This window comes from Rhodovastum atsumiense, assembly GCF_937425535.1.
GTDB lineage: Bacteria > Pseudomonadota > Alphaproteobacteria > Acetobacterales > Acetobacteraceae > Rhodovastum > Rhodovastum atsumiense.
In genome coordinates this window covers 28,052-53,090 of record NZ_OW485607.1, presented here as the reverse complement: position 1 = coordinate 53,090, position 25,039 = coordinate 28,052, and the positions used below count along the sequence as shown (strand labels likewise).

Sequence of the window (25,039 nt, the reverse complement as noted above, 5' to 3'; positions counted from 1 at the left end):
CGCCACCCTCCGCAACCTTGATCTGGACGCCATAACCGTGGCGAACGGGGCGTGTCCCCCCGCAAGGGGGGGCCGGGCTCTAGGCTTCGCCCCGAGCCCCTGCGGGTCTCGGCCCTGCGGGTCACGATCCCTCACGTGCCTCATGCGGGCCGCAGACGCGGCCCCTGCTTAGGGGCCAGCCCCTCGGCGCACTCCAAGGGCCTTCCGCCGGAAAAAGACAGACGGCGTTTCGCGCAAGGGCGCGCAGACGCCGTTGCTTTTGCCGGTCTCCCGAGAAGGCCCTTTCCGTTTGCACACCCCGATCTCGCCGATGGGCAAGGGTTGCAGCAGCAGCTGCAACCCCAAAACCAACCAAGAAAGGAAACGGCCATGAACGACGCACACGGCAAGACGTTCCGCAGAGCGGACCTTATGCAGTTTACCGGCACCACATGCTGGTACCGCCATCCGCTTGTCCCCGCCATCCTCATCACCGACGGGGCCAAGTATGTCGCAGACACCGCCGAAGCCTATTGGCTCTTGGACGAGATCGCCCTCGCCAACCGGTTTGTGGCGGCGGTGAAGAAAGAGGATTTCCAGTTCTGGAAACTCGTGGTGCGGCCCGACCAGACCGCCACCCTCACCTGCGAGGACGGCAACGGGGGGGTCGTGCTTTCCAAAGAAATCCCGTTCACCGACTTCCCCGCCGAAGGCGTGAACCTCTACTGCACCAACAACACGATCCTTGTGCCCAGCGAATACTGAACGCGAACGGGCGGCCGTTACTGGCCGCCCGTTTTTCTTTCCCTCTTCAACACACAGGAGTTTCAGCCATGACGATCAAGACCATTCCTCTTTCACAGCTTGTGCCTTCCCCGGCCAATGTGCGGAAAACCGGGGCCGCTTCCGGCCTTGGCGAACTCGCCGCCAGCATCGAGGCGCACGGCCTCTTGCAGAACTTGCAGGTCCGCCCAACAGAGAGCGGCAGGTTCGAGGTGGTCGCCGGCGGCCGCCGCCTTGCCGCCCTGAAGCTGCTGGCGAAGCGCAAAGCCCTCGCCAAGGACGCGCCGATTCCCTGCCACGTTCTGACCGGCGAGACGGCCAGCGAGATCAGCCTCGCCGAGAACGAAATGCGGCAGGCGATGCATCCCGCCGACCAGTTCGTCGCCTTTAAGGCGCTGGTCGACGGCGGCCACGGGCCGGACGAAATCGCAGCCCGTTTCGGCGTGACGGCCCACGCGGTGCGGCAACGGCTCAAGCTCGCCGCCGTCAGCCCCACGCTGTTCGCGCTCTACCGCGAAGGGGCCATGACCCTCGACCAGTTGATGGCTTTCACCGTCAGCGACGATCACGCGGCGCAGGAAGCCGCGTGGTTCGAAGCGCCGGACTGGCAGCGCAGCGCCCCTGCCCTCCGCAAGCGCCTGACAGCGGCGCATGTGCCTGCCAGCGACCGGCGGGCGCAGTTCGTGACCGTCGAAGCCTATGTCGCGGCGGGCGGCGCGGTCGTGAACGACCTTTTCCAGACCCAGAGCTACCTGACCGATCCGGCCCTGCTCGACCGGCTGGTCAGCGAAAAGCTGGCGCGCGAAGCGGCGGCCGTCCGCGCGGAAGGCTGGCAATGGGTCACCGTCGCGCCCGAGATCGATTTCGATCTCTTGCGCGGCTTCGAGGAACTGCGCGGCAAGCGCCAGCCTTTGCCCCCCGCGCAGGCCAAGGCCCTCGCCAAGGCGCAGCGGGAGCGGGAGCGGCTTGCCGAACAGGAGTCGCTCACCGACGCGGAATGGGCGCGGTGCGACGCGCTCGACGCCGCGATCGCCGCGCTGTCCGCCGCCGCTTTCGTGTTCAGCGACCGGCAGAAGGCCCGCGGCGGCGCGTTCGTCGGCATCCGGCCCGACGGCGCCCTCGCCGTTGTGCGCGGCCTTGTGCGCCCCGCCAAGAGGCCGGAACCGTCCGCCGCCGATGCCGCCACCGGCGCGGAAGACGGGCCATCCGGGCCAGCGCCGCGCCTCTCCGGCGCGGTCGCGGCGGACCTTGTCGCGCAGCGGACGGCGGCGCTGCGGGCCTTGCTGGCCGACCGGCCGGACGTGGCGCTGGCCGCGCTTGTGCACGCGCTGGCGCAAGCGGTGTTCTACGAAGGCGGCGACAGCCCCCTCGCCTTGAGCTATGGGGGAAACTGGGTGACGACGGCCTGAGTGAGGCGGCGTATCGAGGCGGGTGACGAGCCTGCCAGAACCTCCCGAAGGAGCGATACGCCATGACGAGCGATACCAGAGTTGTTGCCCTGCGTCAGCCCGATGAGATGGATGACCCGCTGACAGCGGTGCTGAGGAACGGCGCCCGGCGGCTGCTGGCGCAGGCGGTGGAAGCGGAAGCCGAGGCGTTCCTGGCGGAAATGCGCGGCTTGCGCCTGCCGGACGGACGCGAGCGGCTGGTGCGACACGGGCACGGCCCGGAGCGCCTGGTGCAGACCGGCATCGGGCCGGTTCCGGTGCGGCGGGTGAAGCTGCGCGATCGCGGCGCCCCGTCCGAAGCGGAGCGGATCCGCTTCACCTCGGCGCTGCTGCCGCGCTGGGCGCGGCGGACGCGCAGCCTGGATGCGCTGTTGCCGATCCTCTACCTGCGTGGGGTCTCGATGGGCGATTTCCAGGAGGCGCTGAAGGCGCTGCTCGGCCCGGAGGCGCCGAACCTGTCGCCTTCCGTCATTGGCCGTCTGCGGGACGAATGGCAGGCGGACTATACCCGCTGGCAGCGCCGTGATCTGTCGGCCCGGCATTACGTCTATCTCTGGGCCGATGGCGTCTACCTGCAGGCGCGCATGGAGCCGCAGGCCGAGTGCATGTTGGTCCTGATCGGCGCCACCCCGGAGGGCAAGAAGGAACTCGTGGGCTTTCAGGTCGGGATGCGCGAGAGCGCGCAGAGCTGGCGCGAACTGCTGGTCGACCTCAAGGCCCGCGGCCTGGCGGTTGCGCCGCGGGTGGCCACCGGGGATGGAAGTCTCGGCTTCTGGAAGGCACTGGGGGAGGTGTTCCCGACCACCCGGCATCAGCGCTGCTGGGTGCATAAAACCGCGAATATCCTCGACAAGCTGCCCAAGTCGGTTCAGCCCGCGGTGAAGCATGACCTACGTGAAATCTGGCAGGCCCCCGACCGTGCCACCGCCGAGGATGCCGTGGATACGTTCGCCGAGAAATATGCGGCGAAATACGCCAAGGCCGTTGCCTGCCTGCTCAAGGACCGTGACGCGCTGCTGACCTTCTACGACTTCCCGGCTGAGCACTGGGATCATCTGCGCACGTCCAACCCGATCGAAAGCGTGTTCTCCACCGTTCGCCTGCGCACGGTACGGACCAAGGGTGCGCTCTCGCAGGACACTGCCCGCCTCATGGTTTTCAAACTGGTGATGATGGCCGCCAAGACATGGCGCCGCCTGAAGGGCGAGAACCAGTTGCCCAAGGTCGTCCGGGGTGTCAGATTCCGCAACGGCCTCGAGGTCATCGAGACCTCAGTGCAGACCGCCGCCTGATCGGGCCGTCACCCAGTTTCCAGCATAGCTCTCGTCGAAACGCGGCATCCGTTGGTTTGAAAGCGCCGCGCATCGGCAGCAAGCCGCCTGACTCCCAAAAATCCTAGGATGCTAGGAACATAGGAAACTAGACCTTGCCGTAGCGTTCTTCCAGCAGTTCCAGGGCTTCCGCCAGCAGCTCCGGCACCCGCTTGCGCGAACGGATGGCGAGCATCTCGAAGCCGTCGGCGACGCGGCGCGTCACCCGCTTGTTGAACTGCACCCGCTCGTCCTCCTTGACCTGGGCGAATTTCGGCGGCGGTGCCGCCGGGGCCACGGGCGCGGGCGGCGCCGCCACATCGGCCGCCGGCTCGCTCACGGGCGTGCGGCGGGGCGGCGGCGGGGCGATCTTCAAGGGATTCTGCATTTAGGCGGCCTCCTTCACACTTCGCGCTTGGGTGGCGATCGCAAGGGCAAGGGCGATGGCCCGTTCGCGGATCACTGGAAAGCTGATTTCCGAGGCAGCTTTGCCCCCGTTATGCCCCTGGCGGATGGAGGGCAGCTCCGGGAGCACCGGCTCGAAGACATTGATCTTCGCGCGCTCTAGATATTCCCGCGCCGCCTCGTCCTCGGCCGGGGAACCGGTCACCCGCGAGAACACGAACCAGATCCGGTCGCGGTTGATGCCGCCCTCCTCCAGCTCGTAGGCGGCCTCGACCTGCGCCTCCAGGTCGTCCAGCCCGTAGCAGCTCGGGATCAGGATCAGGTCGGAGGCCTTGGCCATGCTGCGCCCGCCCTGCTCCGCGTGCGCGGGCCCGTCCAGCAGGAGGAGGTCGAACCGCTCGGCCTCGCGAATGGCGCGCTCGACCGTCGCGAACTTCTCGACCGGGACTTCGGGGGTGATCCCGGCGCGGTCGCGGCGCGCTTTCCACTTGGTGGAGGTGCCCTGCATCGTGTCGAGGTCGGCAATCTTCACCGTCCAGCCGGCGCGGATGTATTCGACCGCAAGGAGCCGGGCCAACGCCGATTTGCCGACCCCCCCTTTCTGGGAAATCAGGGAGATAATCATTGCTAGATTCCTAGGATGCTCGGAGTATGCGCTAGGACGCTAGAAGCCTAACATCCTAAATTCCTAGGATATGCGATTCCTAGGAAGGAAGCAACCTCATACATGGGGGCTTGGCGCGCGCCACGCGGCCCCTGTTGCGCTTCGGCGGCCCAAAGGGCGGGGTTGGAAGCCGTCGCCGATCCTAGGAAGCTATGATTTGACATTCCTAGGATTCTTTCATCCTAGCTTGCTAGAGCCGGTCGGGGTGGTAACTGCCCCTTTACGAGGACACTGCTACCGGAACCCCTTCCAGATCGCCGTGGCGCCAAAGGTCACGCTAGGATTCGACGATTCTGCAATCCTAGATTTCTAGCTTTCTAGGGAAGCGGTTGACTTGCCTTGCCCCGGCCGCGCTATGAGGCCGCAAAGCCAAAACGTCACCCCTAGCATCCTAGATTTCTTTGATCCTAGCTTTCTAGCATTTCCCGCCGACCATTTAGCCCCGACGGGACGACCTCTCTGCCCAAGCCACGGCACGGAGAGGGCGATTTCGGCTTCTAGGATTCAACAATCCTAGCTTCATAGCTTCCTAGGAATGTCGGCTCCTGGCGTTTCCCCATTTGGGCGGGGCGCCAAGATGGGGGAGGGGAGGGGAGGAATCCTAGGATTTCCCATTCCTAGGACTCTAGCCTTTATGCACGGCCTGCCCTTCCCCCGCGAGGCAGAGCACCTTTCCCGTGGTCCCTTTGCCGGGACGGGGCAGGGAAGGGCGACATCAAATTTCTAGCTTGCTAGATTTCTAGGTTCCTAGCAAAGCCGCTGCCCCGAGCGGCTTCCGGCGGCGCGGCCATTTTCTGAAGCGGCTGGTGATTTCCTTGTTCAAATATCCCGGGGAGCGCGAGGGGCTGGCCCCTCGCAGCAGGCTAAAGCCGCGCGCCGGGGCCGGTGCGGGCGCGGCGCGCCGGGAAGTCTGGTGCAACGGCGCTTCGGGAACGGGCGGCACCGAGGGGCGGTCCGACCCTCCCCCTTCCGCGCCGCTTCGCGGCCCTCCCTTTAAAGGGAGGGGGCTTCGCCCGCGGTTCTTCTCTGCCGCTTTCCCCGCCCTTGGGATCGGGCCAAGCCGGGGGCCGACGCCTGGCTTGGCCCTTTGCTCCAAGGGAGATCGTTCCACATGTGACGCTCTTCGCCGCCCCTTGGCGGCGGCTCGTTTCCTACCGCGCGGCCAGGGGATCAGGATCGGAATTTTAGCCGCTGCCGCCCACCCTTAGCCCATGGCAACGAAAGACGGAGAGAAGGGGAGCGAGCTATGCAATTCCGCTGGAATTGCGCTCGCCGCCCCCGGCGGAAAGGCAGGAGGGCATGGGGCGCTACCGGCGGACCTATAGCGGCGCGCGCCGCACCGCCGGCTACACCGTGCAACTGACCCCCCACGAGCGGATGGCCCTCGAACAGCGCGCGGAATCCCACTGCCTGACCATGGCCGCCTACGTGCGCGCGCGCTGCCTGAACGGCCACCTGCCGCCCGCCGACCGGACCTGCACGCGCGCCGAGCAGCGCGAACTGGTGGCCGCGCTCGCCCGCATCGGCAACAACTTGAACCAGTTAGCCCACCATGCCAACGCGACCGGGGAGATCGCCAGTGCGCGCGCCCTGCGGGCGGCGCTGGCCGAACTCGGGGAGGCGACGCGCCGGATCATGGGCGTCTGAATGATCCCAAACGTCGAAAAAGGGTGCGGTATCAGCGGTTTGATGCGCTATGTGCTGGGAGAAGGGAAGCGCGTGCCGGCGGCTCCGCCTCCGGTTTTGGCGCCAGGGCAGGGCAGCCGCGTGGCGTGGCTCGCCGGCCAGAACTTCGGTTTCGAAATCGATGGCCCGGACCGCGCCGAGGTGGCGCGCCGGATGATGGAATGGGAAGCCCTGCACCAGGCAAGCCGGACCCGCCCCTGCACGCGGGACGCGCTGCACTTGTCCCTGTCCTGGCATCCCGACGAACGCCCGTCCCGGCCGGACATGGAGGCGGCAGCCCGGAGCGCGCTCCAGGCGCTCGGTCTGGGCACGGCGCGCGCCGTGTTCGTCGCCCACAACGACACGACCCATGCGCATCTGCACATCGTGGCGTCGCGCATCAATCCCGAGACCGGCAAAGCGTTTCCGGACAGGGACGACTATCTGGCGCTAAGCCGGTGGGCCAAGGCATGGGAGATCGCGCACGGCCCGGTGCGGTGCCACGGCCGGCTGACCGCGCCGGAACTGGCGGCGCAATGGCACGCTGCGCCGGCGCTTGTCCTTGAATTGCTTACGAAAAATCAGGCAACCTTCAGCCGGGCCGCGCTCTTGCGGACGCTCGCCCGGGCGATCCCGGGCGCCGCCGCCCGCGCGGCGTTCGCCGACCGCCTGCTGACGCGGGCCGATGTCATCGGCCTGCGCGAGAGCGGGGATGCGCCCGTGAGCTGTTACACGACCCGGCAGGTGCTGGCCGCCGAGCAGGCCTTGGCGGCGGACGCGGCGGCGCTGGCCGCCGCGCAAGGGCATACCGCCGATCCGGCGGCGGCCGCCGCGGCGCTGGACGCGCATCCCTTCCTTTCGGCCGAGCAGCGCGTCGCCTTTGCCGCCCTGACCGGCCGTGCGGGCTTCGCGCTGCTGGCGGGCGAGGCGGGAACAGGCAAAAGCGCCACCCTCGCCGCCGTGCGGGCCGCCTACGAGGGCAGCGGCCGCCGGGTGGTGGGCCTCGCCTGGACGAACGCGGTCGCCCAGGACATGCGCCGCGACGGGTTCGGCACGGCGCGCACGGTCGCCGCCGAGCTTCTGCGGCTGCAAAAGGGGACGACGGCCTGGGACGCGAACACCGTTCTCGTCGTCGACGAGGCCGCCATGCTGGCGACCGCGCCTCTGGCGCAGCTTGCCGCCGCGGCGCGGGCGGCGGGTGCGAAATTGATCCTGGCGGGCGACGACCGCCAGCTCGGCAGCATCGAGCGCGGCGGCATGTTCGGGCCGCTGCGCGCCGCGCATGGCGCGGCCGAGCTGCACGAGGTGCGCCGGGTCGCGGACCCGCGCCAGAAGCAAGCCTTCAACCTTATGCACAAGGGCGACTTCGCCGGCGCCTTGCGCCTGTTCGCCGCGCGCGGCGCGCTCCACTGGAGCGACCGGCAGGACGAGGCGCAGGCCGCGCTCGTGGCGCGCTACATGGCCGACGTCGCGGCCGCTCCGGCCAAGGCCCGCTTCGTTTTCGCCTACACGAACAAGGATGTCGATGCCCTCAACCAGGCCATTCGCGCCGCCCGCAAGGCGCGGGGCGAGCTCGGGGCCGATCACTGGCTGGCCACGGCGAACGGCGAGCTGGCTTTCGCGGTCGGCGACCGCATCCAGTTCACCGGCAGCGCGTCCCGCAAAGGGGCGCGGGACGCCGGTCTCGTCACCGGCAATGTCGGCACCATCCTGGCGCTCGACGGTTCCCGCGTCACCGTGGCGCTCGACGGCAAGGCCGGCGCGGCTGTCCGGGAAGTCACGTTCACCGTCGGCGCCGACGCCAAGACCGGCGCATTCCGGAGTTTCCGGCACGGCTATGCCGGAACGATCTACCGCGGGCAGGGCCGCACGCTCGACCAATCGTATCTTTATCATTCGCCGCATTGGCGCGCGGCTTCCGCTTATGTCGCCCTGTCCCGGCACAGGGAGGCGGTCGCGGTGTTCGTGGCCAAGGACGCGCTGCGGGGGCTCCAGCCCTGGATGGCAAAGGCGGGCGGGTACGACGCCTTGACCGCCGCCCTCCAGGCCCAGGCCGCGCGGAGCTATGCCGCCTGGGCGGAGGCAAAGCCGGCGCTGGCCGCCAAATACGACCTTGCCGCTTATGTCGCCTACGTCCAGGAGCAATGGGCCAAGGAGGACCATGGGGCGGACGACCTCGCCGCGCTGGCGCGGCACATGGGACGCGCGGACACGAAGCGGGCGGCTTCCTCCTACCAGGCGGCCGCGCCTGACCGGGGGCAGGGGGCGGACACAGCCGGGCCGGTTCAGAACAATCCAGGGCGGCCCAGGCTTGCGGCGCCCCCGGATCCGCCCCTGCCGTCCGGCCTTCGCGGCGTGCCGGTTCCGGGGCCCTCAGCCCCTGGGATCGTGCCGGGAAACGCGGCGCCGCCCTTGCCGCCCGGGCCGGACAGGGGCGAGCCGGAAAAGAGCCGCGGCCCCTTGGCCGGGTTGCTGGCCGCTTGCCGGGCGGCAGCCCGCACCCTCGCAGGCCGGTCACCCCGCGACGGGAAGCCCTTTCCGCGGCGGCGGCGCGGCGGAACCGCCGGCGGCGGGTTCGCGAGCCTGGCGCGCGGCCTGGCCCGGCGCTTCAATGTCCGGAAGTCTTTCAGGCAAGCGGCACAAAAGATCGGCCGATGGCGCGCGGCACCGGTGCCGCCGGATGCCTCTGATGAAGAAAAGGCCTTTCTCTCCGACACGCTCGATTGGCTCATTCTCTGGGACGCCAATGCGGCAAGCGACGGCCAGATCGAGGAAAACTTCGATGTAGTGTCAGATCGTATTTCGTTGTCGCCCTAGACTTGCTAGGGTTCGCGCATGGCCGACACAACAAAAACACCGACCCACACCGCGTTTGCGGTGAAGCGGGCCATGAACCTGAAACGGCAGGGCCGCTGGCTTGAAATCGGCAAGGCGCGGATCGACGAAGAGGGCGGCGTGCATGTCTTTCTCGACCGCCTGCCGGTCGGCGGGTTCAACGGCTATGTTTACCTTGCCCCGTTAGGCACCCAGCCTCCCCGCCTCGAACCGCAGCGCCCCCGTGCCTTCGACGAGGATGAGCTTGACGGATGAGCCGCGGAAACGGGCCTGGATGCACGAGAAAAGCAAAAATGGCTTTGGGGCCATTTCAGGTCAGGTGGGCAAGGAGAGATATGCGGCGTCTCCGTATATGGTGAAGAACTGCGAGATCCTCCACCCGGGACGCGGTGCCGTTGCTACCACTCAAAATCTTCGTCGCCCGACGGATCCGCAATCTCGACCGGCACACCTGCGGATCCTCACCAGAGCGCTAGAGGTCGCCGAGAAGGATCAGCACCCCACTGATGTCCCAGCTTTTATCGCTAATTAGGGCAGAGCTAGGCAAACGCGATAACAACTGGTTATCGAGTCTGACCGGGGGCAGTCGATGTCGTTGTTCCCTGTCCGTTCCGCCAACCGTGCTATTCTGCCCGTCTCGACTTTGACCATTCCCGATGGGGCAGAGCTGGGGATCGCCCGCCGTTACGGAGCGTAGCAGGCGGTTTCGAGAATCCCTTGTACGGTGGGCGAGAGGGGGTTTCGGAGCTATGGGGGAAACTGGGTGACGACGGCCTGAGTGAGGCGGCGTATCGAGGCGGGTGACGAGCCTGCCAGAACCTCCCGAAGGAGCGATACGCCATGACAAGCGATACCAGAGTTGTTGCCCTCCGTCAGCCCGATGAGGTGGATGACCCGCTGACAGCGGTGCTGAGGAACGGCGCCCGGCGGCTGCTGGCGCAGGCGGTGGAAGCGGAAGCCGAGGCGTTCCTGGCGGAAATGCGCGGCTTGACTTCAGGAGCTCGTCACAGATCCGCACGGCAACGATCGACCATCTCCCGCTCGAAAGGAGATAGAGGGATGCCGCTCAGGTCAGCACGCTTCAGCGACAGCAACGCTACGTCGAGGCCCTGGCCGATTACCAACCGAGATTGGATTTTGCGGCCGATCTCGGTGGGAAGGCCGTATTCCTCTAGCTCTGGGATCTCGCGTGGCATAAAGAGAGACTCAACCGCGGCAGCATAGGCGGCGTAGTTGCCCGGCCTTAGACCACGGCGCCTGAATACCTCGGCCTGGATGCGGTCGAGTGCGATGAGATACCTGGGGAACGTGAATCCTGCCCAATTGCGGGTAAATTCCATACCGGTTTCCACCGCCTCGTCGGGCGTTTCGACATTTCGATCGGAAGACAAGATCACTCGGATAAAGGCGGCAGTCGATCCGGCCTCTCGCAACTTGTTTAGGCGAAAGGCAAGTTGTGATCCAGAAAATACCCCCTGACGCGGCCTTTTGATAAAGAAATTAAAGATAAGCATGCACGCCGTCTGCAGCTGAGGCCAAGTTGGGTAAAGTCCCGTCCAGAACATGGGAGGATGAAGTGTGTGAAAGCGCTGCATCAGCTCCTTAGCCAAGGCAATTTGGTCTTCGGGGTTGATGTGGGCATTTAGCCTGATCGTCGCCAATGACAGGACATCCTGCTGACGTATCCCAGTGAGGCGCTCATTAGCTTCGGGGCGCAGGTCCTTGTCTTCGACCTGAACCAGCAATCCAAGGGGCGTATCGTCGCCTTGGGTGAACACCGGGATATCGACGAAATCCAATTCCTCTGCCGGGGGCGGATCGAAGGTGTAGACATTGCCTATGAAATGGCGCCGCATGCGGCCTGCCCGTCCCAGGATATTCTTGAAAGTGAAGTGGTCGAGCGGAGGAGATCCGATCTTGCTCTCGTAGATGACGACGTTCTTCGCGGAGGTATTTACACCTTCAATCAATGAGGAAGTACAGACCAGGAACCGTAGGAGCCGGTCATTGAACAGGGCCACCATTAGCTGAGCGAGGGAGCGCGGCAGGCGTCCGTGGTGAATGCCGATACCGAGCCTTAGGGCATCCCGCAGCGACCATTCCGGGTGATAGGTGAGGCCAACCCATTCCGCCGCACGCTCCAACTTAGGGATCTCATCCGTGACATGTCGCTTGATCAGCAGGCGCATGACATCGTTCGCCTGCTTGGGCGACTTGCAATAGACCAGGGTCGGCTCGTCAAGAGTGCGGCATAGTTCGACGAAAGCTTCCTCGCGGTTCGGCGTGGGAGCCAGGCGCCGGACCTCGGAAACTACCGTGTTGAAGTCTGTGCGCTTAAACTGGCATTTGAACCGAGCACCGAAACCGTGGGGAATTTCGCTGATGTTTGGCCCGAGCAGGTATATCTGCTTGGCGATCCGGCTCAGTTTGTACAAGGCATGATTCAATGCCGACGCGCGGTCCCGTTCCTCCTCCGAAGCTGGATCTAGCTTGTAGAACTCGTCGATCACCAGCAAATCGATAGATTTGATGTCTTCACGGTCAATTGCCCGTTCTTGGGTTACAATCAGGATGTTACACTCGGCAAGTGCCTGGTCGGGGTGAGTTACCAGCTTGTATCTGTCCCGAAAGCGGCCGAGCCTTCGGCGGGTTTCGTCGATTAGGGCAATGGTCGGAACAATAATAATGATATTTTGATACCGGCCCGACGCGATCAGCGCGTCGATGACCAGGGATTTCCCAAATGACGTCGGTGCGCTGAGGACGTAGCTATGTCCATCCATCAAGCCACGATAAACGTCGGCCTGTTCGCGGTGAAAAACGATGTCGCTACCGTCAAGTTGCAGGTTGAGCGGCCGATGCGCTTCCCATGCAAGCTGGTCGCGCAGGCCGAGCTTTTCAGGCACCGCATAGGGAAAGAGACCAACTTGGCGGGCAAGCGCATCCAGCAAGCCATTCAGCGATTCGAAAAGGTCCGAGTGGTCGAGAGCACGAATCACCATCTCCCTGGCGATTATGGCGTCTGGATCCGCGTTGCAGATATCTGCAACCATGCGCGCCACCCTAAACGGATCCCGTCGGATCTGGGCTCGGTCGCTGAGGATCCGGCGAAGTTCGTCGGGGTTCATCATCCGGTTCCTAGAGATCCTGAGCGGCCCGGAGCCTACTGTCGAAGTCTTCCTGCAAGGCTCGTTTGCTGCCTAGAGGGACAAGGATCAGGTGGACGGCGGCACGTTGGATGGCACAACGGCCCTTAAACGATTCGAAGTGGTGTCGCAGTTCCGCCTCGATTGCAGCCCTGTAGACATCGTTGACAATGTCGTGGGTGCCGATAGCCTTGCTTTCGTAGGTAATCAGCACCGGGATGTGCAGCACTGGGAACACTTGATCGAGCGAAGTCTTGTCGTCAAACAGGCGCCGGATCTCGTGGTAATGGGGCCCATCGCCTCGCATCTTATTACCGATCCATGTGAACTCCCCGCGCAGATAATCTGCCTCTAGGTGTTTATGGAGCTCCTCGATTACGTCGCGGATTGCAGCAGCAGCGTCGGTATAGAACTTCACCTCTCCGAGCCAAAGCTCTAGGCCGTCTTTTCCTTTGATAAAGTGCACAGCGTCGAAACCCTTCACTGTGTCGTTGACGGCTGATTTGAAATAGAACTTGGACACGACCGGAAGCGAGCCATAGTACGATCGCAAGATGGAAAACAGGATTAGTTCACCGATTTCGCCACGATTCTCGTATTTCGTCGTCTTATAGACTGCCTCCGCCGCCCGAGCAGTCATTTCGACACCCGTGGCAGAATTTGCAGCGTCCCATTCCTCGATGGGGTAGATAAATTCAATCAGATTCCGGATCAGGTACTTGGCAAATTGCCTCGAGCGCCACTGCCCAAGCTCGTAACCTGCGCATAGCCCTAGCAGGGTCGGCAATCCGACAGTGTCTTCTACCCGGACCTCGAGGAAAGGCTGCGGCCGAAGAGCATTCATGCGCAGGTGTCGCCAACAGGTTGATGCGTCAGAACATAATCGCGCTATCATTGATTGATCAATGGCTCCCACGAGGCCGGACGGCTCAGCAGGATTGCTTGGTTTGTGGCATGGCTGGCGCCATGATGACCGATGACACGATCGCGGACTTGCTGGCGCTGGTGCAGGTAATCGTCCACGAATCTGGCATCCCGGCCGCTGAGTTTGACGCCGCTTGGCGGCACGCTAGCTTAACGAACAGTGCCAGTGTGCCGCCCGCTGTGTATCCATCCGCTGAGTGCCGCGGATTGCGATCAGGCGGCGGTAGGCTCCATGCTGGTTCAACCTGCGCCAGTTCCAGGGCAGCAGTTCGTGCAGGCGCGAAGCTGGATGATCAGCGATGCGCGCCAGCACGTCGGCGAGCCAGGCTTGCGGATAGATATCGTTGAGCTTTACCGTGATGAGGAGGGAGTACATCGCCGCGGCCCGCTCGTCGCCGCGATCTGATCCTGCGAACAACCACGCTTTCCGACCGAGAGCGATCCCGCGCAGGGCGCGCGCGACGGCGTTGTTTGACAGGCAGATCCGGCCGTCGTCGAGGAACCGACTGAACGTGTCCCAGCGCTTCAGCATATAGTTCATCGCCTTGTCCGGCATCGGCACGACCTGCTGCTTGTCGTTGGTCGCCTGCACTACATTGTTGGCCACCACCAGCAGGGACCGGCCGCTACAGCGGCCTGCGCGTTGTAGCATTGCTTGAAGCCGCCGCCCGGCACCGGGAGCTATGGGGGAAACTGGGTGACGACGGCCTGAGTGAGGCGGCGTATCGAGGCGGGTGACGAGCCTGCCAGAACCTCCTGAAGGAGCGATACGCCATGACGAGCCATACCAGGGTTGTTGCCCTCCGTCAGCCCGATGAGGTGGATGACCCGCTGACAGCGGTGCTGAGGAGCGGCGCCCGGCGTCTGCTGGCCCAGGCGGTGGAAGCGGAAGCCGAGGCATTCCTGGCCGAAATGAGTGGTCTGCGGCTGCCGGACGGGCGTGAGCGGCTGGTGCGACACGGGTATGGGCCCGAACGCCTGGTGCAGACTGGCATTGGGCCGGTTCCGGTGCGGCGGGTGAAGCTGCGCGATCGCGGCGCCGCGTCGGAAGCGGAGCGGATCCGTTTTACCTCGGCGCTGCTGCCGCGCTGGGCGCGGCGGACGCGCAGCCTGGACGCGCTATTGCCGATCCTCTACCTGCGTGGGGTCTCGATGGGCGATTTCCAGGAGGCGCTGACGGCGCTGCTCGGCCCGGAGGCGCCGAACCTGTCGCCTGCGGTCATTGGCCGTCTGCGGGACGAATGGCAGTCCGACTATACCCGCTGGCAGCGCCGTGATCTGTCGGCCCGGCATTACGTCTATTGCTGGGCCGATGGCGTCTATCTACAGGCGCGCATGGAGCCGCAGGCCGAGTGCATGTTGGTCCTGATCGGCGCCACCCCGGAGGGCAAGAAGGAACTCGTGGGCTTTCAGGTCGGGATGCGCGAGAGCGCACAGAGCTGGCACGAGCTGCTGGTCGACCTCAAGGCCCGCGGGCTGGCGGTCGCGCCGCGGCTGGCCACCGGAGATGGAAGTCTCGGCTTCTGGAAAGCACTGGGGGAGGTGTTCCCGACCACCCGGCATCAGCGCTGCTGGGTGCATAAAACCGCGAATATCCTCGACAAGCTGCCCAAGTCGGTTCAGCCCGCGGTGAAGCATGACCTGCGCGAGATCTGGCAGGCGCCTGACCGTGCCACGGCCGAGGACGCCGTGGATACGTTCGCCGAGAAATATGCGGCGAAATACGCCAAGGCCGTTGCCTGCCTGCTCAAGGACCGTGACGCGCTGCTGACCTTCTACGACTTCCCAGCCGAGCACTGGGATCATCTGCGCACATCGAACCCGATTGAAAGCGTGTTCGCCACCGTTCGCCTACGCACGGTGCGGACCAAGGGCGCGCTCTCGCAGGACACTGCCCGCCTCATGGTTTTCAAACTGGTGATGACGGCTGCCAAGACATGGCGCCGCCTGAAGGGTGAGAACCAGTTGCCGAAGGTCGTCCGAGGTGTCAGATTCCGCAACGGCCTCGAGGTCATCGAGGCCCCAGTGCAGACCGCCGCCTGATCGGGCCGTCACCCAATTTCCAGCATAGCTCCGGCACCGGCATGAGGCGGCTTTCCTCTTCGGTCAAGTTCAGGCGCTCCGGTTCTAAACGAGGTCGATTCGCAGCGTTAAGCCGGACAGGCTGCTAGTGGTGAAAACCTAACGCTTGGTGCCGGCCGAATTCCTTTGAAAGGCGCAGATTTCTGCCATTCCCTTGGGTCTCTTCCGTCAGGTTTTATCCACTAGAATTTAACCCGCGCGCCGATGAGGTCCTTGAAGTGGAGCTTTCTGCCGTCATCGGAGCGCCATGCTTCCGTTCCCGGCTCGTAGGAAAATATGGTAAGAGTCGGCGCCCGCGATAGCGCGTTCCAGACGATCGCGAGCCTATAGCTCATGCGCTTGTCTTTCGACCTCATGGCCTCGTACTCATTAGGGGTCAGCTCGACGGCGCCTTCGCCGGAAAGTCCCTTGACCTCGACGCGGAGCAGCATCCCGGCCCGGGTCACTTCTAGGTCCCAGCCCTTGTTGTCCGACTCCACGGACTCAACGTCCCAGTCATCATGCTCGTATTGTGTCGTCACTAGATCGACCGCGGCTCTTTCCACGCGCGCCCGTGTCTCTGGATCCTGGCTGCGGCCTCCGCCGTGTCTCTTCTTCTTGTCGGCCTGCGCGGGCTCCTCACGAAAGAACCCGTTAGACGACTGACCATCTATGTAAGCGATCACCTTTTTCAGGTCTGAATCCGAGAGGTGCTTGTTGGCGTAGAACGCACTCTTCTGTCCAGGCCATCCATCTTGCAAGCTAGGGACGAAGAAGCGTCGTTCGTCGACTGGGACGAGATAACAGTCGTCCGCTGCGGCGTCGGCGATCGCCAGCGTCATGGCCCCGCTAGGGCGCCTGTCATCGAGTTGCCTATGAACGGTTGCGTTTCGGTACCATCCCACGATGTAGCGGCCGCCACCCGCCGGATCCGTTGCTGTCCAGATCACCAGAACCCCATCCGCATAGTCCGCTCCGCGGGCCGCCCCTAGTTCGCCTACCCTGACGCTGGAGTGCGGCGCATAGCCGTAGCAGCGCCCACGGTATGGGCGGAAGTTCAGGGCCTCGTGCCACTCGCCGATGAAGCCAAATTTTCCGAGCGGGGGATCGTCCTTGGCTCCGCGATATTCCCGGGTCCAGCCGATGTGGAAGAAGATCACCTTGGGAAGTGTCGTGGTCGTCTTGCGGGACGTTTTGGTGGGCGCTTTCTGCATGTCACCTACATTCGTTCCGATCTCGATCGGAGCCCTATACATTTGCCTGCGCAAGATGGAGGATGAGCGGATGGCTCGGCCGATCGACGGTCGGAACGCCTTGTGAAGTCGCTCGCTTCGGCGACGGTGCAGATGCGGGCCGTGAACCGTACTGTTCTGCCCGTTCTATGGCGTCCCTCCCACTGGCGCGAGACCGGCAATGGCCATCCAGTGGCTCACGGCGCGCGGCAGCAGATGGGGCTGGCTCAGCATGAAGTCCTCCAGCTCTGGCCGGGTGATGATGACCACGTTCGGCGGCGGGTTCGTGCCGTAGTGGTCGCAGGCGGCAAAGAGAAAAGCCTTTTCCGCGCCGGCATAGCGGGCAGCGTCGATCCACGTATGCCCGGACTTGACCTGCACGACGGCCCGTTCGCCGCTTTCGCGGTTGACCAGCACGAACTCATAATGGGCCGTGGTGGCCGTGCGGGTGCCGGGCAGCACGTACCAGCCGAGAAACTGCAGATAAACAAAGACCAAGTTTTCGAGGTCGGCATCGGACATGAACTCGAAAACGTCACGCCCCGCATCGCCACTCACCGGCAGACCGGCCAGCTGCTCCGAGAAGGCAAGCATGCCCGGTGAGCGAATGGGCATAAAGGTTATCGGCGGGCGGAAGCAGGCGATGATCTTGCCGGGCACGGCATCGGCCAGCCCGACTGGGATGATACGCGCCGGCCGGAAGTTAACGATGTCGGCGCCGATCGCCTCGTCGTCCTCGTAGGCGTATTGCCAGGGGCCGGTGATCTCGGCGAGGAAGAAGTGGCCTTCAAGGTCTCGGAACCATACCAGGTCGCCTAATTGCGGATCCGCCGCGAACGTCCAGACCGAATGCCAAGCGGTGCTGTCCGGGTACTGCCGGGCAGCGGCCGCCTTGTACCACTCAAGATCGGCCGACCGCGTCACGGCCTCATTCGGCGCCGCCCATCCCATGCCGATGATCGAGCGCTCCAGGCAGAGCCCGACGGAAGCGGCAATGTTGCCATGTCCGCCGTTCGGGCGGATGTGCAGTCGCCATAGGGAACGCATCGTCTCGGTGCCGTCTTTCGTTTTTCTTTTGGAATTATCCGCGAAAGCGAGGGCCTTCACAATAGGGGCTTCAGCGCCTGGATCGGGCGCCTGTGCCCGTGCGGCAAAGTCTTGCACGCGTCTTTTTCATTCCAGAGAACGTATAAATCGCAATTTGTTTGACATTCGATAAAATACAGCCTATGGTTTATATATCTGCTATAAAATTATAGGCTGCGGATTATGAAATCCTTCATTCACAAGCACGAGGCACGCCGGGCCTTGGACCGCAGATTTACTGAATTCGGCCCCGCCGTCCGTTTCACGCCCCCGGTCAAGGGCTGGATTCGGGCCATCCGGGAGGCGCTCGGCATGTCCTCGTTGCAACTCGCCCGCCGCCTCAAGGTCAGCCAGCCGGCGCTGGCCGCCATGGAACAATCCGAGATCAAGGGCACAGTGCAGCTGCGCTCGCTGCAAAGGGTCGCGGCGGCCTTCGACTGCAAGCTTGTCTACGCGCTCGTGCCCAACAAGCCGCTGGAAACCATGGTGCAGGATCGCGCGCGGGCGGTGGCGCGGCGTCGCCTGCCGGCGGTCGCCCATACGATGCTGCTGGAGCGGCAGGAATTGGCCGCGCGGGATGCCGAGGCGCAAAACGAGGCCTTCGCGCGCGCGATCGATCCGCGCACGCTGTGGGACGACCGGTGAGCGGGCTTTTCGAGGAGCCGGATGATGCGGCCACGCCGCTCGCCGACACGGAACGGGACGGCCTCATTCCCTCGCACATCGCCCTACGCCGCGAGCTGAACGCGGCGGAACAGGCGAACATCCTCGCCGGGCAGGAATGGGGGCTGCGCCAGTTGCGGCGTGACCTCCTCTGCGAGGATTTCGCGCGCAGTTTACACCGGCACATGTTCGGCGACGTCTGGCGTTGGGCGGGAAAGTTCCGCACCACGACGCGCAACATCGGCATAGACCCCTGGAAGATTCCCGTGGAGCTGCGCCAGTTGCTCGACGACGCCAGGCTCTGGGTGGCGGCGCAGGTCTTCCCGCCGGACGAAATCGCGGTGCGTCTGCATCACCGGCTGGTCGCGATCCACCCATTCCCTAACGGCAACGGCCGCCATGCGCGCCTGATGGCCGACCTTCTCGCGATGCAACTCGGCCAGCCGCGCTTCCCGTGGGGGCGGGGCACGCTGGCGAGCGCCGGTGACCTGCGGCGGCGCTACATCGACGCCCTGCGGCAAGCGGATGCCCACGACATTGGCCCGCTGCTGGCGTTCGCGCGCGCGCCGGGAGACGACCAGACCGGGACGAAAGGCCATGGCTAATACCAATGCCCGTGGATGACAACTCGTTTGGGGGTTGCCCGACGCGGGTGAGATCGGATTCAAGATGGCGAACGAAGGAGGTTCGCCATGACACGCCCCCTGCTCTTGCGAGGTGATTTTGACGCGATGTTGGTCCGTGCGGCGGCCCGGGCCGCGAAGGACGGGGGACAAGCCCGACGTCTGTTGGCACTGGCGGCGATCTACGAGGGGTCGAGCCGAACGGAGGCGGCGAAGATCGGCGGGGTGACGCCGCAGATCGTTCGGGACTGGGTGGTGAAGTTCAACGCGGCTGGTCCGGCGGGGCTGATCGATCCCAAGCGGCCGGGGCCAGCGCCTCTGCTGACTGCCGAGCAGCGTGCGGCATTGGCGGCGGTCATCGATAGCGGGCCGATCCCGGCGGTGCACGGTGTGGTGCGCTGGCGGCAAATCGATCTGTGTCAGTGGGTGTGGGAAGAATTCCAGATATCGGTGTCGCGGCAAACGATAAGCCGGGAATTGCGGGCGATGGGCTTTCGCAAGCTGTCGGTTCGGCCGCGCCATCATGCCCAGGCCGAAGGAGCAATCGAACATTTTAAAAAAGTTTCCCGGCCCGTCTGGAGGAAATCGCCGCCGAGACGGGTATCGCCCCTGAGCGAATAGAGGTCTGGTTTGCTGACGAAGCCCGGGTTGGCCAGAAAAACAAGCTCACCCGCCGCTGGGCCCGACGGGGTACTCGACCCTCTGCACCCCAGGACCAGCGCACGGCGTCCACCTACATCTTCGGCGCCATCTGCCCTCGGGAGGGCAAGGGGGCAGCGCTGGTTCTGCCCCGATGCAATCTCGATGCGATGAATCTGCATCTGGTCGAGATCGCCGCCGCCGTGGCGCCTGGTGCACATGCCGTGCTGCTGCTCGATCAGGCGGGATGGCATACCTCAGCGCGCCTCGTGGTGCCGTCCAACATCACCTTGGTGCCGCTGCCGCCGAAATGCCCTGAGCTCAACCCCACCGAGAATATATGGCAATTCCTACGTGACAACTGGCTCTCGAACCTAGTGTTCCGCTCCTACGAGGCTATCGTCGAACACTGCTGCGACGCGTGGAACAGGCTCATGGATCAGCCTTGGCGGATCATGTCCATCGGACTACGCGACTGGGCACATCGGTTCTGACCCGTGGGCATTGGTATAAGCGCTACCGCAGCCGCTTGATGGCTGCGATCCACGAGACGGCGGAAAATCTGCATATTGTTGTGAGTTTCAGCAAGGAACACCACAAGCGTCGATGCTGCACTGACGGTCAGTCGCAGCAGCAAATCGGCGAAGGGTGCTGAAACTATACCGACACAGCCTAACATCTGCCTCGCAGTCCGGCTTTGGGTCGCGACCCCAAGTAGCTAAGCTATATTCTTTAGCCAGAGATCTTCAGGACCGAGGTACGTCAGCAGGATTTTTCCGGCTTCATCTCCGACCACTCCCCGCAGGAGGCCACGCCGATTGGGGTTCAACGGCGCTTTCAGCGTGCCGATAGGCAGACCGTCGACAGACAGCACCGCAGGCCGGCCATCCAGGTGAAATAGACGGACAGGTGTGCCTGAGCGCGGCGCGGTGCTAGAATTCCACGCCACCGAAGCCCAATAGCGTCGACTAGTCCAGGTGTTGCCTTCATGAGGCACAAAATCCCGGCTGAAGGTCGCCCACATCACCTGCGTTTCAGGCGTCGGCCAATCAGGCAACGCACTCCAAGCCGCCACAACTTCCGAACCTAACCACTGGTTAAGCTCGGCCGCGGTAGAAAAGGTGGCGCCGGTATCATTAACAACTTTGATTGCCGCGATGCGGGAATTGAATCCTGCTTGAATCAATATTGAAGCTGAACGATTGAGAGTGCCGGTCTCCACGGCGCAAACGGCAAAACGCAGATCGTAATCCTCAAGGCGCAGGCCGAATGTATCGTCGATAATATCGCCGTTTGCGATTCCACGCACCCGGATCGCTTCCATCGCCCATGGCAGCCGATATACCAATCCGCCCTCGACGAATTGGAGCGTGTCAGATTCCTGGTCAGCGGCGACGGCTGCGAGCGGCTCACCAAGCAACCAGCAGCGCAAGATCGCCCGCCAATTGGGTGGCATAGGATCAGGCGCAAAGGGATAGAAGCTGAACACGCGCTCGGCTATACTGGTAATTGCGGCAATCGCATCCTCAGCTTCAAAGGCGAAGATGGCATTATTGGCGGTCACGAGAAGCTCGTTGCATTCTGCAGCAATGGCGTCGAGAGCGAGACCGCTCTCAAGGCCAATGCCAGCAAGAAAATAGCCGCGTCGGCGAACGGATGTCGACTGCGCCCATATGACCTTGCTGCGGGCAACGAATGCGGTCTTCAGCACCAGCTGGTGGTCTTGGGGCCGGCGCTTGAGGCTACGTTCCCAAAGAGATGACTGGAGGATGCGGTCCAAGGTCTCCTCAACGCTGTGATCAGGGATATCATTTTCCCCGATCAGGCTCAGAATCGCTGTGTCTAGGGTGGCTAGGTTCCGTTGCCACGATAAAAATGCGTGTTCGCGAATCTGCGGCTTCTCGTTTGGTATCTCGGGAAATGTCCAAGCAGCGGGGTTGTTCACGACGTAGTCGGCAAGCTGCTGCAAAGTGCCACCAGTCCTGTTGTGCATGCGGACCAACAGCTCCAGCACCAGACGTACTAAACCACTTTCCATCTCACGCGAGCCAAGGTTGGTGATGAGCCGATCCCATTGGGAGAGGTGGTATGGATCGCCATCAAAAACTGGGTAGAGAACCAGTCCCTCGACATCGATGTAGGCTCGGCCAGCGCGGCCAATGACGTTCTTAAACTCCGATATCTCGATGAGCTCACCGCGGCGGAACAGAGAATGCATTATGACGACGGTCGCCGACAGATTGAGGCCTTGAGCTAAGGTCGGCGATGAAATCGTGACCTTGAGCACGCCTTCGCGCAGAAGACGCTCGACCTCCTTGCGATAGGCGGTCGGCAAAGCCCCGTGATGCAATGCAACCCCGAGTTCAAGGCACCTGAGGATCGCATGACCCTGGCCGAGCCACTCTTGCCCGAGGGCCAATGCGGTAGCGAGTTTGGACGGCTCGATAGTGAGCAACGACTTGAGCGCACCGCGCTCATGGAGGTCGATGATTACCTCGGCGAAGGGTTCAACGCTGCGTCGCTCCGGACAAAAAATCAGGATAGTCTGGCCGTCCTCAACAAGGCGCCACGCTGTGGCCAAGCAAAGCTCACGCTGATCGTCAGGAAAGACTCGCGTTCGCTGCCGCTTGGGGCGAATAAACAAAGGTGGCGTAAACGCTGTCAGGAAGCGTGGTACGAAAGGACGTTCTTCGCCGACCCGCAAGCTGAGCAACGCGGTCTGGCCGTTCCAAGTGACCTCTCCATACCGGAGCCGCGTTGGCCGCCAATCGTTCTTAACGAGGCCCCCTGGCTGGTCTCGGCGCAGCCAGTTGGCGAAATCCTCTAGCTGATCACCGTCTGGAAGAATCGCCGAAAGGCAGACGATGCGCCGCTGAGACGCGTCCGATCGCTTCAACAGCCGCTGAATCTGGACCTCGTAGCGAACCTCGCGCTCGCCGGGCCCGATCATATGGCCTTCGTCGAACACTAGCAATCCTACGTCGTCGAGCAGGCTGGGGTCGTTGCGCAATGCGAAATCGATCTTCTCGGGTGTTGCAACCACGATATGCCGCTCGCGAATGGCATCTTCGTCGAGGCCGCTGACACCGACGCTACCGTAAAGGGCCGAGATCGTTCTGCCTAAAGGAAAGAATGTCCGCTGCAAGGCTGTCTCGGTCTGAGCCGAGAGCGCCCGCAAAGGGGTGATGAAGACCACCCGCTTGCCTGAAGCGAGGCATCGCAGAATACAGAGTTCAGCGATACGCGTCTTGCCGGCGCTGGTAGGAAGCGACACCACGAGGTCATCAGTCTGATTGACCGCCCGCACAGCAGCATCGATCTGTGAAGGCCACAGATCGACTTCGGCCCTTGGACGGCGCATGAGAGATGCAATGAAGAGTTCTCGCAAAGATGGCCACAACGGTGCAGATCCCCCCGACGGGTTGGCGGGAAGCCGAACGTGAAATGTCGAATCCCACAGGTCGGAAAGAAGGTGAATGGCAACCCGGTGCGCCCACCATTGGGGTAAAAGATTCAGTTCTCCACAAATATTTTGACCCTCCCGCAGACGCGTCAGCGCCTCGTTGACAAGAGCTTGCTCGCCATGCTCCAGAGCAGCCCGAAAGATCGACATGGCCGCCAAGAAATTGTCTGTCAACGCAAGGTCGATACCATCCAAAATGAATGACGAGTGCTCTGAATCAGCACCATCAGCAGCCTGAGGCTCGTCCTGATTGAGATAGGCTTCGAAAGCTGCTGTGATCCGCTCGTCACTGCCGGTGCCATAGGCTCGAAAGCTCATGACCAGGTCATCAAGCGCATTGAAGTCTCGAAGCATGAGCTGGGCGATGGCACGTTCGATGGGCGAGAAATTGCTTTCTCCCAACACGATAACGAGTAGCGAATAGGCGCGCGCCGAAAGCCTCGCGAGATGGTATGCGGCGGCGGCCATGACGAAATGAAAGTCGCGGTCGCTGTCGCCACGATTGCCTTTGGCCATGACCGCTTCAAGCGCAGTAGCAGCTTGCTCAAAGGCAATGCGCGCGCGCGCGGGATCACCCCCGAGGTCACGCAGGCGGAGACCGAGTCCAAGGAGTGAATAACCATACGAGTGGAGGTCGTAGCTAAGCTGGGGGGAGAAAGCGGGAGCATCCGCTGGAAGCGCCCCGTCGCGCCAAATCATAGCCCTCGCTTGGCCGCGTGCGATGAGGCGACCGCGAAATCCCGGCGTAGCCGCGGCTTCGATCTCGGCCTGAATGGCTTCAATCGTTGTTGGCATTGGCGATCACCTGGTCGTAGACGTTCCCGACAAAGGCCGCATGGTCCGTCACGTGGAGTCCCACGGCCCACTGCACGACCGGGCCCGTGTAACCCTGAAGCGACGCCGCGAGATGGGTAGTGGGCCCGTTGCCGGAAAACGTAAACAGCAAGTGCTTTACGCTATATACGGGTATGCCGTGTTTTAATTGCGCGTCGTCGATCGCATCGGCAAGCGCGAGATGGCCAAGCTCCAGAAGACGCGCCGAGATGAACGATAGCGCATGGGCTGATGGCAAACCGCCGTCCTTATCAAGGCCGGCGCGAGCCTCGGCGACAACGCCAGCGCTTAGGGTGGCCCGGCTCTTAGCCTCCGTCTTCAGAAAATGAAGGCGGCCTGTTGTCTGGTCTTGCGCGATACCGATAACATCGTCGCCGCGCATGGCCATATTCCGATGATCCTTCCACCGCAGCCGCTTGATCGGAATCAAGTAAGTCGTGTTGCTGGCGATGTATTCTGTTGCCAAAATTTCACCCAGGTCACCGGATCGGATTGATTTCGTGGTTGGCAGTTTATTTTCAATGAGTTTGGCTGCTCTTATTTTGCCAAGACGCGCTAGGATACGGGAGACTTGCTCTTCAGCAGCATAATGGCTGGGAATGATTGCTGCCGTAGTAGTGACGCCGACATCCAATCGCGCTGGGTCGCCAGAGAGAACGCGAAGTGCGTGATGGCCAATAACCGTCTCGGCGGTAATACACCAATCTTGGAATTGAACCATGTATTTGTCTCCTTCCAAAAGGGTTGTAGGAAGGAGATCGCTAACACCTATGCAGGACGGAGAATTCATAGTCTGCTCTTTTCGTCTTTATCCTGGCTTAATCGCTCCTTCGGCCGGTCATGGAGCTTGGTCGTTCGTGGGCCCTCATGCGCCGTTACAGCCTGAGCATGCTCTAACAATTCCTTATTGAAAAGATACGATTTAGTACCGATTGCCTGGAAACTGTGCTTGCCAATCAGCCCAGGAAACGGACGGCTAGCGTGCGCGTGCCATGTCAGTCGTGCGTCATGGGTTGATGTTGGAATGGCGTCCTTTTTGACTTCGCTGATGCCGGTTGCCTCGGTTGGAGGCGTGCAGAATTTTGGTGGAGGCGTGCGTGATAGCAGGGTATGAGATGTTCCTTGCCGCCTTTTTCATGCAGACGAATGAGCCGATCCGAGCCTTTCGGTTCTAATTCTCCCCCCTTATCTTGAGCACTGCTCCGATGTATGCGAAGCCATAGATGACAGTCGCGATCAGTGCCCGGTCGCGCAGATCGCACACTCTGCAGTGCCGCAT

Annotated in this window: 19 protein-coding genes and 2 pseudogenes; 11 read left to right on the top strand and 10 right to left on the bottom strand. The window is 63.0% G+C overall.

The window, feature by feature from the left end; genetic code table 11:
• Positions 1 to 369 precede the first annotated feature (369 nt).
• From NBY65_RS33195 to NBY65_RS33185, 3 genes are all read left to right on the top strand, one after another.
• Positions 370 to 744 (top strand): DUF6876 family protein, encoded by a 375-nt coding sequence (locus NBY65_RS33195; RefSeq protein WP_162530766.1) that lies wholly within the window; start codon positions 370 to 372, stop codon positions 742 to 744.
• A 68-nt stretch (positions 745 to 812) separates the two neighbouring features.
• On the top strand, positions 813 to 2,171 hold the full coding sequence (locus NBY65_RS33190; protein WP_162530765.1) for a ParB/RepB/Spo0J family partition protein: 1,359 nt from the start codon (positions 813 to 815) through the stop codon (positions 2,169 to 2,171).
• Positions 2,172 to 2,233: 62 nt separating this feature from the next.
• Positions 2,234 to 3,502 (top strand): IS256 family transposase, encoded by a 1,269-nt coding sequence (locus NBY65_RS33185; RefSeq protein ID WP_250266064.1) that lies wholly within the window; start codon positions 2,234 to 2,236, stop codon positions 3,500 to 3,502.
• A gap of 127 nt (positions 3,503 to 3,629) precedes the next feature.
• Here the strand turns inward: NBY65_RS33185 and NBY65_RS33180 are convergent, their stop codons facing one another.
• Together NBY65_RS33180 and NBY65_RS33175 are read right to left on the bottom strand one after the other, a co-directional pair.
• The gene (locus NBY65_RS33180) at positions 3,630 to 3,908 is read right to left on the bottom strand and encodes a hypothetical protein (RefSeq protein WP_150043371.1); all 279 of its coding nucleotides are present in this window, start codon (positions 3,906 to 3,908) and stop codon (positions 3,630 to 3,632) included.
• The gene (locus NBY65_RS33175; RefSeq protein WP_150043369.1) at positions 3,909 to 4,550 is read right to left on the bottom strand and encodes a ParA family protein; all 642 of its coding nucleotides are present in this window, start codon (positions 4,548 to 4,550) and stop codon (positions 3,909 to 3,911) included. It abuts the gene before it with no gap.
• Between the two features lie 1,338 nt (positions 4,551 to 5,888).
• Between NBY65_RS33175 and NBY65_RS33170 the strand changes: the two genes are divergently transcribed.
• From NBY65_RS33170 to NBY65_RS34245, 4 genes and pseudogenes are all read left to right on the top strand, one after another.
• Positions 5,889 to 6,236, top strand: coding sequence for a plasmid mobilization protein (locus NBY65_RS33170; protein WP_150043368.1), 348 nt, complete (start codon positions 5,889 to 5,891; stop codon positions 6,234 to 6,236).
• Positions 6,237 to 6,356: 120 nt separating this feature from the next.
• Complete coding sequence (locus tag NBY65_RS33165; RefSeq protein ID WP_162530764.1) at positions 6,357 to 9,071, top strand: AAA family ATPase; 2,715 nt, start codon at positions 6,357 to 6,359, stop codon at positions 9,069 to 9,071.
• A gap of 18 nt (positions 9,072 to 9,089) precedes the next feature.
• Entirely contained in the window at positions 9,090 to 9,344 is a 255-nt protein-coding gene (locus NBY65_RS33160) for a hypothetical protein (RefSeq protein ID WP_150043364.1), read from the top strand.
• Positions 9,345 to 9,929: 585 nt separating this feature from the next.
• A pseudogene (locus NBY65_RS34245) lies at positions 9,930 to 10,079 on the top strand (IS256 family transposase); the annotation flags it as partial.
• Positions 10,080 to 10,093: 14 nt separating this feature from the next.
• Here the strand turns inward: NBY65_RS34245 and NBY65_RS33155 are convergent.
• The 4 genes and pseudogenes from NBY65_RS33155 to NBY65_RS33145 all read right to left on the bottom strand — a co-directional run.
• Positions 10,094 to 12,217, bottom strand: a complete 2,124-nt coding sequence (locus tag NBY65_RS33155; protein WP_162530763.1) for a DEAD/DEAH box helicase — start codon at positions 12,215 to 12,217, stop codon at positions 10,094 to 10,096.
• A 10-nt stretch (positions 12,218 to 12,227) separates the two neighbouring features.
• On the bottom strand, positions 12,228 to 13,079 hold the full coding sequence (locus NBY65_RS33150) for a HamA C-terminal domain-containing protein (RefSeq protein WP_162530762.1): 852 nt from the start codon (positions 13,077 to 13,079) through the stop codon (positions 12,228 to 12,230).
• A gap of 47 nt (positions 13,080 to 13,126) precedes the next feature.
• Positions 13,127 to 13,258 carry a hypothetical protein gene (locus NBY65_RS33990; protein ID WP_275266330.1) on the bottom strand — a complete coding sequence of 44 codons (132 nt, stop codon included), beginning with the start codon at positions 13,256 to 13,258 and terminating at the stop codon, positions 13,127 to 13,129.
• Positions 13,259 to 13,304: 46 nt separating this feature from the next.
• Positions 13,305 to 13,706, bottom strand: a pseudogene (locus tag NBY65_RS33145) (IS66 family transposase); the annotation flags it as partial.
• 227 nt (positions 13,707 to 13,933) lie between these two features.
• Between NBY65_RS33145 and NBY65_RS33140 the strand changes: the two are divergent.
• A complete protein-coding gene (locus tag NBY65_RS33140; RefSeq protein ID WP_250266062.1) occupies positions 13,934 to 15,202 on the top strand; it encodes an IS256 family transposase in 1,269 nt (422 codons plus the stop codon).
• 221 nt (positions 15,203 to 15,423) lie between these two features.
• On the opposite strand, the gene NBY65_RS33135 is transcribed toward NBY65_RS33140, so the two are convergent.
• Both NBY65_RS33135 and NBY65_RS33130 read right to left on the bottom strand, forming a co-directional pair.
• On the bottom strand, positions 15,424 to 16,434 hold the full coding sequence (locus NBY65_RS33135; protein ID WP_162530936.1) for a DUF3883 domain-containing protein: 1,011 nt from the start codon (positions 16,432 to 16,434) through the stop codon (positions 15,424 to 15,426).
• A 165-nt stretch (positions 16,435 to 16,599) separates the two neighbouring features.
• Positions 16,600 to 17,616 (bottom strand): hypothetical protein, encoded by a 1,017-nt coding sequence (locus NBY65_RS33130; protein ID WP_150045816.1) that lies wholly within the window; start codon positions 17,614 to 17,616, stop codon positions 16,600 to 16,602.
• Between the two features lie 105 nt (positions 17,617 to 17,721).
• On the opposite strand from NBY65_RS33130, the gene NBY65_RS33125 reads away from it, so the two are divergent.
• From NBY65_RS33125 to NBY65_RS33115, 3 genes are all read left to right on the top strand, one after another.
• The gene (locus NBY65_RS33125) at positions 17,722 to 18,183 is read left to right on the top strand and encodes a mobile mystery protein A (protein WP_150045815.1); all 462 of its coding nucleotides are present in this window, start codon (positions 17,722 to 17,724) and stop codon (positions 18,181 to 18,183) included.
• The gene (locus tag NBY65_RS33120; RefSeq protein ID WP_150045814.1) at positions 18,180 to 18,806 is read left to right on the top strand and encodes a mobile mystery protein B; all 627 of its coding nucleotides are present in this window, start codon (positions 18,180 to 18,182) and stop codon (positions 18,804 to 18,806) included. Before NBY65_RS33125 ends, NBY65_RS33120 begins: the two co-directional genes overlap by 4 nt.
• Before the next feature lie 87 nt (positions 18,807 to 18,893).
• Positions 18,894 to 19,957 (top strand): IS630 family transposase gene (locus NBY65_RS33115; protein ID WP_250266060.1). Its coding sequence is split into 2 segments (ribosomal slippage): positions 18,894 to 19,386 and positions 19,386 to 19,957, totalling 1,065 coding nucleotides; the frame shifts between segments, so codons are not numbered across the junction.
• 224 nt (positions 19,958 to 20,181) lie between these two features.
• Here the strand turns inward: NBY65_RS33115 and NBY65_RS33110 are convergent.
• Both NBY65_RS33110 and NBY65_RS33105 read right to left on the bottom strand, forming a co-directional pair.
• On the bottom strand, positions 20,182 to 23,721 hold the full coding sequence (locus tag NBY65_RS33110) for a DEAD/DEAH box helicase (RefSeq protein WP_150043448.1): 3,540 nt from the start codon (positions 23,719 to 23,721) through the stop codon (positions 20,182 to 20,184).
• Positions 23,705 to 24,481: a Hachiman antiphage defense system protein HamA gene (locus tag NBY65_RS33105; RefSeq protein WP_150043446.1), complete on the bottom strand. Its 777-nt coding sequence runs from the start codon at positions 24,479 to 24,481 to the stop codon at positions 23,705 to 23,707. Before NBY65_RS33105 ends, NBY65_RS33110 begins: the two co-directional genes overlap by 17 nt.
• Positions 24,482 to 25,039: the final 558 nt, after the last annotated feature.